A 12,778-nucleotide genomic window follows, 5' to 3' on the forward strand; every position below is an offset into this window, starting at 1 on the left:
GTCAGCCGACTGAGCTGACCTCTTCCGGCCTGAGATGCCTATAGCATCCCGGTTCCAGGGTGGGGTCGAGCTTCAGGCACCCCATGCTCTCCCGGTGCAGTGAGGTCACACAATTGCCCACGGCATGAAACATCCGTTTAACCTGATGGTAGCGCCCTTCATAGATGGTGATTCTCGCCTCGTGTGTTCCCAGAATGTCCAGTTCAGCAGGGGATGTGCTCAATTGCTCGAAGGCAAACCAGATCCCTTCCTGAAATCGCTGCCGAACCTCCGGTGTAATCGGCAGCGCCGTGGTCACTTTGTAGGTTTTCGGAATTTTTGTGCCGGGTAATGTCAGCTGGCGCGACCACCGACCGTCACTGCTTAAAATCAGCAGGCCCGTGGTGGCACGATCCAGCCTGCCACCGATGTGCAGATGGGGGCGCAGGGAGGCAGGAAGCAGCTCCAGTACCGTGGGGTGCTGGTTGTCCACCGTTGCGCTCAGATAGCCGGCAGGCTTGTGCAGCATGAGGTAATAGGCGGGGGCTGCCTGCTGGACGATGGTGCTGCCGACACAGACCTGCTGGAAGCGTGAAACCTCCCGGCTGCCATCGTGGCAGGTTGTGCCATCCACCTGAACCTCGCCGGCTGCCAGCAGGTGTCTCGCGTGCCGGCGACTAACTCCGTTCTGATTACTGAGAATGCGTGAGAGTTTCATAACCTGCGCCACAAAAAAAGGAGCTCCGAAGAGCTCCCGTTATAACGTGTTCAGAGCGATCAGTCTGCGGTGTCGCCTTCCCAGCGGGCGATTTTCTCGCGGTCCTGGTCGTTAATGACATCCGCTTCCAGTGATGCCCGCTGTTCCGGTGCAACCAGCCCCTGGGCCGCCATGTCGCCGGTTCTCCGGGCTTCCTGTTCCTGGCGGATGTAATCCAGCCGCTGTTCACGGTCCGCCTGCTTCTCGCTCTTGATTTCGTCATCCCGGCGACGGAACTGGTCTTCCAGATCGCCGACAACACTGTTGATGAAACCATCGCACGGTGACAGAGAGAGCAGATAGCGAGGTTGTTCAAGGTTGTGCTGGCCGGATACGGCAAAGGTTGAGCTGACGGCTTCGGTGGCCAGTGCAAAATAGGTGGCGTCAAAGCTGAACACATCCTGCTCGCTGGATGCGCTGTGACGATCGGCACCACGGTAGTGAGTGGCCCGCATAACCGTGCCTTCGCAGTGCAGATCAAAGATATTGGATTTAAAGAATATCTCAGCCCAGAACAGGTGACAGATTCTCGCCAGGGTACGGCCGAAGCCCAGTAGCAGAAGGCTGCTGAGGATCAGTGCTGCCGTGGTTCCCGCCGGGATAAAGAGCAGGGTGAACGCTTGTTCCATGCCCATCTGTGAGGCGCGAATCTGGTCCATCATGGCGACATGGTCCATGATCCGGTCTGCGCCGAACCACAACATCAACGCGCCAGCCAGTAGCAATACCTGGGCGAGGACTGTGCCACCGGCGCGTGCCCAGCGCAGAGAGGCGGGCTCTGCTTTTTCTTCAACAACCGGCTGAATTTCGGCCAGCAGGTCGCCGTTGAACTGTTCGTTCTCCCGATTGGCGTCACCGGTGTCGTTTTTGTCGAGATACACCCGGTTAGGCAGCTCCTGCTGGCGCTTTTGCATCAACACCAGGTCGCGCAGGGTGGTGAAAATCTGCCGGGGATGCAGGTCGAACCGCCAGCTGTTGTTCATTTCCGAGCTGCTGGTCGCGATGGATACCAACCGGATACGGGCCTTGATCAGCACAACGGCGATGGCGGCAGTTGCCAGGGCGCAGATAAGGGTCAGAGTCAGCAAGGTGCCGGTCTGGAATACGGGTTCCAGCAGCGGCATCAGGTTGGCCAGGTCCTGGCGTGCGCCCGGGCGCATTTCACTCCAGAGCCCGATCCAGCCCTGCGCAATCAGAATGGGCAGGGCGATTGAACCGATGATGACCAGCGCGAGACCCTTGCTGGTGGTATTGCCGAGCACAGTCATGTTTTGTCGGGACAGGGGGTTGCCGAGCTTGACCCAGAGCAGGCCAAGATAAACCAGAAGCGTGGCCTGCAGGATCAGAGAGATGACGGTGCTGCCAACTTCCGCGCCCTCGGTGCCCGAGAACACCATGATGACCACCAGGCTGGCAACCAGGAACGCCGCAATGGCCACAAAGCTTTTGGTCAGTTTCATGGCCAGATTCTGGGCCATGTTCCGGATTGGCCAGGGCGTAACAATCAGGTTCGGGAAAACAGAGTGTACCGCCCGCGCAAACCAGCCTACCGGCTCTACAAACGTTGGGTTGCTTTTACTCATCAACATATTGTGGAGCGTTTTTGAATCGTACAGTGTCGGCTCGCGCTCATTGACGGCTTCGCGCGCCACGTTGCGGGCCAGGGAGGCCGGTGCCGCACGACCGACGAAAAACCGCATCACCTGGAACAGGCCACCGCCGAGGGCTTTGAGGCCTCCGATCACAAACAGACCGCCAATAAAGAGATTGAGCCAGGCCCGGGCTTTATCCGAGCCAAGTAGCGGTTGTATCTGAAGCAACAGATAGACCCCGATTGCCAGCACCAGAAGGCCCCGAATGGAGCGAATCAGGCCTTCGAACCGGAACGGGTTCCGGATGTTGAGTTTTTGAGCTCCGTACTCAAATGCCATGCCTTGTTCCTTTACATGAGTCAGCGGTGAGGTTGAAGGGGGGAGAGTTTAGCTTGAAAACTATGAATGTTTACCGGCGACGACATAAAAAAATGTAAAACGCGGTAAGATTTTCAGTCGGTGCCGGTTCAGGCGTCGGCGAGTGGTGACAGCGCCCGCACCCTTTTCATAATGGCTGGCCATCCCACAGGCAGTTGTTCTTCCAGTTTCCTGAAGGTGGCCGTAGGTATCTCCCAGGGATCAAACGCACGGTTACAGCCGTAGATCACCCAGTTGTTGGTCTTGCTCTTGAATGCCAGCAGGCACGGAAACTGGCGTCTCAGCTCGTGAAACAGCATTCCTTCCGGCTCCGGCATTCGGTGGTAATTCAGAACAAGCCAGCCGCCGGGGGCCAGGGCGCTGGCGCAGGCCTTGATGAACTGGCGCTGGGATTGGAGTGGAGACATACGGTCAGCACTGTATAGATCGGTCAGGATCATGGAGGTGCTGCCTTCGGGCACGGTCTCGATGGCGAGCCGGGCGTCAGCAATGGTGACGTTCAGGCGAGGATCGTCAGGAAAGGCAAACCATTCCCGGGCAATGTCGTGCACCTTGCTGCGCAGTTCCACAACGTGAATGTGCGCGCCCGGGAACAGCCGGTGCAACCCCTGAGCAACCACGCCGGAGCCAAGGCCGAGAACGGTAATATGATCTGGCCGGGAGAATGCCGCAGGCAGCAACATGGCCCGACTGTATTCATGGACGGGGATGTGCGGGGCGCGGCGAAGTATCTTGCTTTGCTCAAAGACCGAATCGAAACTCAGAACCCGGTGTTTGCGATCGTCTATGACCAGGATGTTGCCATAGCGATCATTGGCCACATGAACGATATCGCCCTTGATTTCAGGCCGTTTGATGATGGTGCCCATCAGTTGGCCGCGTAACGCTGGTGCAGGATGCCGACCCGTTGGACATAGGCTTTGGTTTCGGCGTAGGGCGGAATGCCTTTGTAGCGCCCGACAGCGCCCGGGCCTGCGTTATAGGCGGCCGTTGCCATTCTCACATCACCGTTGAAGCGTTTGATCATCCTGGCCAGATAGTCGACACCGCCACGGATATTCTGTGTTGCTTCCAGCGGGTTATCCACGCCGAGTTCCCGTGCGGTGCCGGGCATGAGTTGCATCAGTCCCTGGGCACCAACGGGCGAGACCGCTTTGGGGTTGAACGCAGATTCGGCATGGATGACGGCCCGCACCAGTGCCGGATCGACATCGAATTCCGCAGCGGCTGTCCGGATTTCTCTTTCGAAGGGGGTGAGGAACAACGGTGTGTTATACCAGTCGACACTGGATTCCGGGTCACAGGCGTAGCAATGGAACCGTATCACATCGAATGCGGCGTTCCCGGGGCGTTGGCTGCTGTAGGCCACGACACCGTGTTCGTCGGTGTAGCGATACACGGTCTCGTTTTTGCTCGATGCCCGGGGCTGGGCCTTACTTTTTACATTGGTGAACTCCACCCGGCCATCCGGATGCACGATGCGTTGAATGCTGTCCGCGTGAGCGCTGGTGGCTTGTGTCAGCGCCATCAACAAGCCCGCAAAGAAAATCCCTGGCCATTTGTCAAAACAGTGGTTACGCATTGCTCGCCTGATCGATAAACATTCCACCGCCAAATGTACCGGTATTGCGGTTTTGAATGTACCGGTATTTGTAGGAATTTGGTGGCGCGATGATACGGAATGTTGAGGCATTCACAAGTTGCCTTGACTTAACCCCTCGTGCAGTCACCAATCTGTGGGCTACACTAGCAGCAACATCACCATTCAGGAGTCTTTCATGCCGTTCTCTCCCGATCACCTTGCTGAACTGAATCTGTTGCTGCAATTCCCCTCGACTTCCACGCAGGAGGGCATCAAGGTTCACGCGCATTCTGCTGCACCAGAAACGGTGAAGGCCGCCGAAGCTCTGTTTGCCCGGGGGATGACCAGCCAGCCGGATGGCGGTTACCTGACGCCGATGGGATGCGAAGCCGTTGAGCTTACCCAGAAATTGCAGGCGATGCTCGCCGCCAACTGAACTGCCTGCCTGTAGCGCTATGGCTGTACCTGTCCCCGGCCGTTCTGGCCGGGTATAGTCTTGGCACGTTCGACCAGCCTTCGCCGGGATCTATGCCGCCTATCTACTATTCTTTTTTCGTACCTGCACTGTTTGTCTGGCTTTGGAGCACAGGGTTCATTGGTGCCAAATACGGGCTGCCGTATTCGGAGCCCTTTACGCTCCTGTTGCTGCGTATGTTACTGACTCTGGTTCCGCTGGCTGTGCTGGCCGTAGTTATGAAGTCCCGCTGGCCGGGTTGGCGCGGCGCGGGACACCTGGCGATTACCGGGTTGCTGGTGCAGGGAACCTATCTGGGCGGGGTGTTCTATGCCATCGATCAAGGCATGCCTTCGGGCCTGGTCTCACTGATTGTTGGTCTGCAACCGCTGGTAACGGCGCTTGCAGCCGTTCTGATTCTGCGGGAGTCGGTTACTGGCAGGCAGTGGCTGGGGCTGGTCATGGGGCTGGCCGGGGTGGCGTTGGTGCTGGCGGAAAAGCTGGGCAGCGGTGCCAATGGCGGTAGTTTTTCGCCGGTCACTATTCTCTGGGCAGGCTTGTCGTTGATCGGAATTTCCCTCGGTACGGTCTATCAGAAGCGCTTCGGAACCGGAGTGGACCTGATATCTGGCACCATGATTCAGTACACGGCGGCTGCGGCGCTCTTCGCGATTGGTGCCTTCACGCTGGAAACCCGGGACATCGAATGGACGCTGCAATTCAGTCTGGCCCTGGGTTGGCTGGTGTTCGGGCTGTCGGTGAGCGCCATTCTGATTCTGATGTGGCTTATTCGTCGTGGCGCAGCTTCCCAGGTGGCCAGCCTGTTTTATCTGGTGCCACCGGTAACGGCATTGGAAGCCTTTATTCTGTTCAATGAGCGATTGGGGCCCCTGGCCATTGCCGGGGGCGTGGTGGCGGTAGCCGGCGTGGCCCTCGTGGTTACCGGAGCGCCACGACCGTTAAATCGCTGATGCTACACCTTTGGCCCCTTACCGCGCAGGGCATTAAAGACCAGCGACACCACCAGAAGCACCAGGAAGATGAAAAACAGTATCTTCGCGAAGCTGGCTGCCGTTCCTGCGATCCCGCCAAAGCCCAGAATTCCTGCGATTACTGCAATAACGAGACAAACAATAGCCCAATAGAGCATTTCCTGTCCTCCATTCAAGGGTTGCCCCTTAACTGTAGTACAGGGCTTAGCCGGCGCGACCAAACATACGTTCAAGGAAACCCAGTTCCCTGACATCGGGCACGGGCAGCTCATCCACCTGCTCCATGGCCTGGCGCCAGAAAGCCTCCGGCGTGTCCAGGTGCTCCACGGTCTTGCGTTCTTCCGGGCTGTAATGATTGTGCTCCCCGGTCATGCCGGCCTCGGTCAGGGACTCTGTCCACAGGTAGATCGCCGAGCGGATGGTTCGCAGCAGGCGGCAGTAAACTTCACGGCTGAGATTGATCGCCAATTCCGCCTTCAAGTTGATTTTCTTTTGCACATGGGCCATGTCGTCTTCGTCCAGTAACGCCCGATGACCACTGCCCTTCTTGCAGTTCAGGCACACCTGCTCCAGGGACTTGATACCTTCCGAAAGGTCCAGATGGCCATATTCCGCGGTCTGGCGCTCATCCACCGGCGCTGGAATCCAGCCGTACTGGGGAGATTTCGCAACAATGTGACCGGGCAGGTCCCGTCGATAGGGCGGGGCCTTGTCCTTGTCGGTGTAGCCATCAAATTCTTCCCGCAACCAGGCCGCCATTTTCCGGTGGCGTAGCATGGTGGCGAGAGTAATGGCCGAGGGTACGATGTCCGTTAGCAGGTCGCTGGCGTCCTGGGTACGTTCCTGAAGATGATCCACGGATGTTGACATGGTCTGCGCTCCATTCGGGCCGGTTTATAGGCCCTGGTCTTTTTGTTGTTGTGTAGTTCTCCCATGCCGGTATCGGGAGTAACCTGTGGTTAAAAAGTAGTCAGTCCTGGGTGTTCGCACTGTTGTAAAAAAGTTATGCCTTTGTAACGACAGGTAAGCATGAGTATGGACGCCTTATGAACAAAGACGGACAGGATCTGAGTGACATGCGACGGGCTATGGTCCGGTGCCTCCGATGAACAGGTGCTGGAGGCCATGGAGCGGGCAATTCGTTTCTGAGCATCTGCGCTTTGATGCGTACGAATTGTCCCGCTGCAGAGTGAGGAAGGCTGGCCCTGAAGCCTTCCCTGGTTTAACTATGGGTGCTCTCGAAAATCCGATTGGCGGAGGCGGCAACAAAACCGCTATAGAGTTTGCCGTTGGCCATTGGGTAGCGCTTGGCAAATTCGTAAAAGCAGCTCGGAATGACTGCGTCCTGGTCGCTAAAGTGCGCGGTAACACGGTCGGCCATAGTGGACGACTGTTCCAGGCAGTCCTGCGGTGAACCTTTCACTTCTCCACCACTGGCATTCACGGGAAAACCCTGTTCTTTCAGCAGCGTGTTGATGTCTGGTACCGAGTGAATCGTGTTCAGGTGGTTTATGCTCACGGTAAAGTGGTTGGCGTGATAGCCCCAGGCCGCCAGCCAGCCTGCGTATTCACTTTCCTCAAGCAATTGTCGATAGGTTGAGTAATCCAGATTCCAATGTCGGCCTGAGTAGAGAAAGTCATCAGCCTGCACCACTTGCGGGTCGATCTGGTCTACCAGACCCTGCACCACCGCTTGTAGCTGGTCTGAGCATTTTTCGACCAGCAGTTCGGAGATAAACACTTTTGGCACCTCCGGGTCCGGATGCTGGTAATGCCGGGCGTAGAGCTTCTTGGCGTCAAAATGGTATTCGCCACCGGGTTGGTAACCTAAAGCCAGGAAATGCGCAGCCAGGGCGTCCAGACCCACCGGCGCCAGGTTGAAGGTTCTCAGGGCGATATGATCATTGACGATGGCGGTGTTCTCGCGCTCGGCCAGCAGGGTATGAATGCGGTCCGCCGAGGGTGTTACCGCCCGGTAGTCTTCCCAGAGCGCGCGAAACAGGGTGTCGACGTCAGAGTGCATAGTGAACCTCCGCAGAATCTGTGACATGGATTGAGGCCGCCGGAATGCCTTGCTGGCCCAGGGGCAGGGTTCGTACCGATGCGCCCACACTGAGGCCCAGCGCATCGGCTTGCCTGGTTGAAAGCTCGATCCGGCCGCTGGCCAGGGCGTGAGTGTCTGTATTCACAACCATCGCGCGAAAGTCCTCGAGCCCGGTATTCGTCACAAGGACCGGGTGGCCTGTGTCCGTAAGGGGTTGGTTTCCGGTTGTGCTGATCTCTGCCGACATCAGCGCAGCTTCCCGGACACTGCTGATGTTGTCCGTAAGGCATTCAACGGTGGGGCCGGCATCGAACAGATCCACCATTCCCCGATGGCGGAACCCCTCTGCCTTGAGCATGGCCAGCGCGGGCCTGGTGTCCGGATGCACCTGACCGATGACAGCCCGGGCCGGATTGCTCATCAAATGAGTGTAGAGCGGTAATGAAGGCATCAGATCCTCGACGAAGTCCGGTGAACCGGTGCCTGCCAGTTGTGTGACCTGGCTGAATTCCAGATCAATAAAGTGATCCCGCAGCCAGTCCCAGAAGGGCGACTGGCCGTGTTCATCGGCCACACCCCGCATCTGGGCAATGGCCAGGTTCGGAAAGCGGTCCAGATGTTGGGCGATAAAGGCGAAGCGGACTTTGGAGAGTAACTTGCCGGCATTGGCGCGGCGAAAAGCCGGGCGCAGATACAGTGAACAGAACTCCGTACAGTTCCGGTAGTGCGCGCAGCGGGTGAGCGTGCCCACGGAGCGCCGGAGCCCCAGCTCTCTGGAGTGGTGAGTGAGGGTGCTGTGGCGAAAATGGTAAAGCGGTTGCGACCGGCCGGTTCCAGAGGTAATGCCGGTTGTACCCATGATCTGCCCGGAAGTCTCCTCTTCAAGCACAAACAGGTAGCGTTGTTCGCTGTGGTCGACGGCCTGTGAGCGGAAGCTGCGAATTGAGCCCTCAATCTTTCGGGATAGCCGGTCTTTGTCCGGCATCAGGGAAGTAAACCCCGGGCCGGATTCGCAGGCTATCTCGTACAGGTCGTTCAGGTCGTCATGACCAACCGGGCGAATCATCATGGCGGCACCTCCGCATTGTTTTTAGCCAGTATGAGGGCGATGGCCGCCGGTTTGCAGTGTCATAACGAGCGAAGTGATCTAGTCTTTTATCAAAATGATTATCGGAGGGGGCAAAATGGCGGAAACTCGAGACCAACGGTTGCTTGCTTTGCTCAGACAGGATGCCCGCATGAGTGTCACCGAGCTGGCCAAAGCTCTGCACGTGTCACGGTCTACTGTCCAGAACCGGATTGCCCGGTTGGAAGCCAGTGGCGTGATTAGGGGCTATTCCGTGGTTTTGGGGTCTGATTATCTGGAGGGGCAGGTGGCCGCTCATGTGTCGATAAAGGTGAAACAAAAACTGACATCGCGCACGAATAGTGAACTTGAGCGCATAAGCCACGTGGTGCAATTGTTTGCGGTAAGCGGTGAATACGACCTGATTGCCGTCGTTCAGGCCCGAACCCTCGAAGAGCTCAGTAACGCACTGGACACCATCGGCAATCTTGAAGGGGTGGAGCGCACCAATTCCGCCGTGGTTCTGGAGACCCGCTTCCGGCGATAGGCCGGCCGGATTCAGGAGCCGAGCATACCCGCCCAGGCTGTGTAGAAGAACGCCCCGGAGCCGAAAAGAATCAGTGCCCAGGCCGGGAGGAGCAGAACAGAGCGAGCGGGTGATTTCATGGTTATCTCCTGAAACAGAGTAGACGAGAAAGTACGCCGTACCTTTCAATCTAGACCAGAGTTGACGGATGTCACGTTGATTTTTGGGATGAGGTTTCAGCTTCGAGCTGAATGGCCAATGGCCACGGTGGTTCCTGCTATTGAGAGGTGCGAAAACTCGTCTACTATGAAGAAGATAAAAAAAGCAGGTTCCAGACAAACCGAAGACAACAATAACAGGGACGCACCATGGCCGTAGACAACAACAAACAGACCTCACTGCATTGCCTTTACTACTGGGCAGAACAGACTCCCGATAATGTGTATCTGACGCAGCCCTACCCGGATGGGCGGGTTGAGGATATCACCTGGGCAGAGGCCGCTGACCAGGTATCGCGAATGGCGGCTTACCTGAGCAGCCTGCATTTGCCAGAGCAAAGCAATCTCGGGATTCTGGGCCGGAACAGTGCCCACTGGATTCTGGCGGACCTTGCTATCTGGGCGGCCGGTCATGTGAGTGTGCCGCTGTACCCCACGTTGAACGGAGAAACTGCGGCCTATATTCTCGATCACAGCGAGGCCCGGCTGCTGTTTCTTGGCAAACTTGACGGTGTGGCGGATGGCTGGGCTGACATTAAAGATCATATTCCTGCCGATCTGCCGATTGTGTCGTTGCCGCTTTCGCCCCGTGATGATACGCCCGCGTGGCAAGACATTATCGCCGAACACTCGCCGGCCAGGCCTCGCCTGCCCGCGCCGGAAGACCTGGCCACCATTGTCTACACCTCCGGCAGCACCGGCCGGCCGAAAGGGGTTATGCACAGTTTTCAGACCATGATCTCGGTTGCCGACGGCTTGCAGCAATTATTCCCGGTGTCGTCTGGCGAGCGAATGCTGTCTTATCTGCCGTTGGCTCATGTGGCCGAGCGCGCCGCCGTCGAAACGCAGTCCCTGTACTACGGTTTCCACCTCTATTTCGCCAATGCGCTGGAGACCTTTCAGGAGGACTTGCAGCGTGCTCGCCCGACGCTGTTTTTCTCGGTGCCAAGGCTGTGGATGAAATTTTACCTGGGCGTAAACGCGAAACTGCCCCCGAAAAAGCAGAAGCTTCTGTTTAATGTTCCGATTCTGGGCTCGCTGGTGAAGAGAAAGGTACTCAGGCAACTGGGGCTCGATCACTGTCGGGCGGCGCTGACCGGCGCTGCGCCTCTCTCTTCAGAAATCATTGGCTGGTATCGCAACCTTGGATTGGAGTTGCTTGAGGTTTATGGGATGTCGGAGAACTTCGGCTACTCACACGCCAACCGCCCCGGCCAGGCGAAAGTGGGTACTGTCGGCATGGCCAATCCGGGGGTTGAGCACCGGATCGGGGAGGGCGGTGAGGTACAGGTTAAAAGCCCGGGGCAGATGCTCGGATACTACAAAAATGAGGAAAAGACCCGGGAAGACCTGACCGATGACGGTTTTCTGAAAACGGGGGATATGGGTGAAATCGATCGTGACGGCTGCCTGCGGATAACGGGCCGGGTAAAGGATCTGTTCAAAACGTCAAAAGGCAAGTACGTGGTCCCTGTGCCCATCGAGAGCCGGTTCAATCACCCCAAGGCCGAAGTCGTGTGTGTTGCCGGTGCCAACCAGCCGCAGCCGTGCCTGATGGTTCTGCTGGCTGAAGAGGCTCGTGATGAACTGGACCGGGGCGGCGATCGCAGCGAACTGGAGCGGGAGCTGGCCAGCGAGTTGGACGCGGTCAATGCGGGCTGCGAGCCCCATGAGAAGGTTGCTTTTGTTGTGGTTGTGCGCGAGCCCTGGACCATGGAAAACGGTATGCTGACACCCACCATGAAGATCAAGCGCAACGTGATTGAGGATTTCTATAACCGCAAGATGGATGAGTGGTTTGATCAGAAACGCAAGGTGATCTGGGAATTCTGAGAATTTTCCGACCAGGCAAGCAAAAGCGCCGGCATGAAACCATGCCGGCGCTTTTTTTGTGCTATTCCAGATCAGTACCGGGTTGCTTAGTGGCCGCCCTGAACCTGGGGTAAATCCTGTGCCACAGCGGCCGCTTTACGATTAAAAATCCGCACTTTACGGCTGATAAACTGCATCGTCTGCTTTGCAGCAGCACGGGTATACTGGCGCCTGACCTCAGTACTGTTGTGGAGGATACTGGACGGCAGCGGGTTAACGGTTGCGATATGTCTCTGAGTCATAGCGCCTTCCTCCTTACATCGGGTGGATTGTTAGCGATCTATCTTTAATTTACACACAATTCTAAGGGTTCTTTTTTGCAGCTTAAATACGTTAAAATCCGTACTCATGTTGCAAATATGCAGTGATTATGGACTGGGATTATCTTCGATATATAAGGGCACTTGCAATAGGTGGAACGCTTGCAAAGGCCGGTGAAATTTTGGGTGTGCACCAAACGACTGTTTTAAGGCGACTTGACCAGATGGAAGAGTCACTGGGTGTGCAATTTTTCGAGCGGAACCAGAGTGGTTTGCAGCTGACCCCGGTCGGTGAAATGGCCTTTCGGGAGGCCGAGAGGCTGGCCACCGACATGGAAAATCTTGAGCGAAAGCTGATTGGCGATGATTCCGCGCCGGTCGGTAAGGTTCGGGTGGCTGCCGAAGATGCGATGATGAATGAACTGTTGAGCCCGATTCTGGCGGAGATGGTTCGGACGTATCCTGATATAGAGCTGGAGGTGCTGACCGACAACGATGTGGCTAACCTGAGTCATCGGGAAGCCGATCTCACGCTTCGGGCGGAAAACAAACCCCAGGCTACGTTGGAGGGCGAGTACATCGCGTCTATGGAATCGGCAGTCTACGGTGCCGCTGGCTACTGCCGCCGGCACCGGAACATGGATATCGAGAATCAGCCGGAAGACTGCACCTGGATTGTGCCGGATGAATCCTTCAGCCATCTGGCTACCGGGCGCTGGTATCGCAAGCAGTTGAAGAACGCGACGTCGCTGATTCGCTGTAACAGCCTGCAATCGATGCACGCTCTGGCCAAGTCCGGGGCGGGCCTGGCGGTTTTACCCTGTTATCTGGGCGATGCTGCCAAAGAGTTGCGCAGGTTATCAGACCCTCTGGAAGGCGAGAGCATCGACCTCTGGCTGCACGTGAACCAGGATACCCAGCAGATGGCCCGGGTGAGAATCGTGATGGAGCTTCTGGTCGAGCGTTTGCAGGCGCTCGAATCCGTGATCGAGATATCGGGCTCGCTGTAGCCAGTTCGGCGACTGAGCAGAACGGCCAGCACTGGAATTCGGCCTCAC

General features: G+C 57.1%; 14 protein-coding genes. 5 read left to right on the plus strand and 9 right to left on the minus strand.

Annotated features, from left to right (window positions below):
- Position 1: 1 nt before the first annotated feature.
- The 4 genes from ACP2AU_RS07190 to ACP2AU_RS07205 form a co-directional block, all read right to left on the minus strand.
- Positions 2-697: a pseudouridine synthase gene (locus ACP2AU_RS07190; protein WP_426375427.1), complete on the minus strand. Its 696-nt coding sequence runs from the start codon at positions 695-697 to the stop codon at positions 2-4.
- A 59-nt stretch (positions 698-756) separates the two neighbouring features.
- A complete protein-coding gene (locus ACP2AU_RS07195) occupies positions 757-2,667 on the minus strand; it encodes a hypothetical protein (RefSeq protein WP_426375428.1) in 1,911 nt (636 codons plus the stop codon).
- A gap of 128 nt (positions 2,668-2,795) precedes the next feature.
- Positions 2,796-3,575: a spermidine synthase gene (locus tag ACP2AU_RS07200; RefSeq protein WP_426375429.1), complete on the minus strand. Its 780-nt coding sequence runs from the start codon at positions 3,573-3,575 to the stop codon at positions 2,796-2,798.
- Positions 3,575-4,234 (minus strand): lytic transglycosylase domain-containing protein, encoded by a 660-nt coding sequence (locus ACP2AU_RS07205; protein WP_426375430.1) that lies wholly within the window; start codon positions 4,232-4,234, stop codon positions 3,575-3,577. The genes ACP2AU_RS07200 and ACP2AU_RS07205 overlap by 1 nt, the downstream gene beginning before the upstream one ends.
- A 250-nt stretch (positions 4,235-4,484) precedes the next feature.
- On the opposite strand from ACP2AU_RS07205, the gene ACP2AU_RS07210 reads away from it, so the two are divergent.
- Positions 4,485-4,724, plus strand: a complete 240-nt coding sequence (locus ACP2AU_RS07210) for a TIGR02647 family protein (protein WP_426375431.1) — start codon at positions 4,485-4,487, stop codon at positions 4,722-4,724.
- Between the two features lie 92 nt (positions 4,725-4,816).
- Positions 4,817-5,713, plus strand: coding sequence for a DMT family transporter (locus tag ACP2AU_RS07215; protein ID WP_426375432.1), 897 nt, complete (start codon positions 4,817-4,819; stop codon positions 5,711-5,713).
- A 2-nt stretch (positions 5,714-5,715) separates the two neighbouring features.
- On the opposite strand, the gene ACP2AU_RS07220 is transcribed toward ACP2AU_RS07215, so the two are convergent.
- The 4 genes from ACP2AU_RS07220 to ACP2AU_RS07235 form a co-directional block, all read right to left on the minus strand.
- Positions 5,716-5,892, minus strand: coding sequence for a DUF1328 domain-containing protein (locus ACP2AU_RS07220; RefSeq protein ID WP_426375433.1), 177 nt, complete (start codon positions 5,890-5,892; stop codon positions 5,716-5,718).
- 46 nt (positions 5,893-5,938) lie between these two features.
- On the minus strand, positions 5,939-6,604 hold the full coding sequence (locus ACP2AU_RS07225; RefSeq protein WP_426375434.1) for a hypothetical protein: 666 nt from the start codon (positions 6,602-6,604) through the stop codon (positions 5,939-5,941).
- A gap of 352 nt (positions 6,605-6,956) precedes the next feature.
- Entirely contained in the window at positions 6,957-7,757 is an 801-nt protein-coding gene (locus ACP2AU_RS07230) for a DUF1338 domain-containing protein (RefSeq protein ID WP_426375435.1), read from the minus strand.
- On the minus strand, positions 7,747-8,847 hold the full coding sequence (locus tag ACP2AU_RS07235) for an arginine N-succinyltransferase (protein ID WP_426375436.1): 1,101 nt from the start codon (positions 8,845-8,847) through the stop codon (positions 7,747-7,749). The genes ACP2AU_RS07230 and ACP2AU_RS07235 overlap by 11 nt, the downstream gene beginning before the upstream one ends.
- A gap of 115 nt (positions 8,848-8,962) precedes the next feature.
- On the opposite strand from ACP2AU_RS07235, the gene ACP2AU_RS07240 reads away from it, so the two are divergent.
- Positions 8,963-9,391 carry an Lrp/AsnC family transcriptional regulator gene (locus ACP2AU_RS07240; protein WP_426375437.1) on the plus strand — a complete coding sequence of 143 codons (429 nt, stop codon included), beginning with the start codon at positions 8,963-8,965 and terminating at the stop codon, positions 9,389-9,391.
- A 347-nt stretch (positions 9,392-9,738) separates the two neighbouring features.
- Complete coding sequence (locus tag ACP2AU_RS07245; RefSeq protein WP_426375438.1) at positions 9,739-11,421, plus strand: AMP-binding protein; 1,683 nt, start codon at positions 9,739-9,741, stop codon at positions 11,419-11,421.
- An 86-nt stretch (positions 11,422-11,507) separates the two neighbouring features.
- Here ACP2AU_RS07245 and ACP2AU_RS07250 read toward each other — a convergent pair whose 3' ends face one another.
- Complete coding sequence (locus ACP2AU_RS07250; RefSeq protein WP_426375439.1) at positions 11,508-11,702, minus strand: hypothetical protein; 195 nt, start codon at positions 11,700-11,702, stop codon at positions 11,508-11,510.
- A gap of 128 nt (positions 11,703-11,830) precedes the next feature.
- Between ACP2AU_RS07250 and ACP2AU_RS07255 the strand changes: the two genes are divergently transcribed.
- On the plus strand, positions 11,831-12,730 hold the full coding sequence (locus ACP2AU_RS07255) for a LysR family transcriptional regulator (RefSeq protein WP_426375440.1): 900 nt from the start codon (positions 11,831-11,833) through the stop codon (positions 12,728-12,730).
- Positions 12,731-12,778 lie beyond the last annotated feature (48 nt).

This window comes from Marinobacter sp. VGCF2001 (assembly GCF_049943275.1).
Classification (GTDB): Bacteria; Pseudomonadota; Gammaproteobacteria; order Pseudomonadales; family Oleiphilaceae; genus Marinobacter.